This is a genomic window from Halorubrum sp. SS7 (assembly GCF_005435055.1).
Lineage (GTDB): Archaea > Halobacteriota > Halobacteria > Halobacteriales > Haloferacaceae > Halorubrum > Halorubrum salinarum.
Genome location: NZ_SGXV01000656.1, coordinates 1 through 230, shown reverse-complemented (window position 1 = coordinate 230; position 230 = coordinate 1). Strand labels below are relative to the sequence as shown.

1 pseudogene is annotated in these 230 nt (G+C 67.0%); it reads right to left on the bottom strand.

Annotated features, from left to right (window positions below):
• A pseudogene (locus tag EXE44_RS19520) lies at nucleotides 1-230 on the bottom strand (cell division control protein Cdc6); the annotation flags it as partial.

Genomic DNA, 230 nt, shown 5'->3' with positions numbered 1-230 from the left:
GCATGATCACGACCACGCGCTCGTGGTAGTCGACCGCCTCGAAGAACGTGGAGTAAACGCGGTCGGTGGGCCACCCGGTCATCGGGACCTCCTCCATCTCGTCGGCGTCGTCTTCGAGGGTTTCGATCCGGTCGTCGAGCTCGTCGACAGAGTCGAACTCCGTGGCGGCGAGGGCGGCGGTGGCGTCGCCGATCGGATTTCCTTCGGCGTCCGTCGCGTCCTCGCGGAGG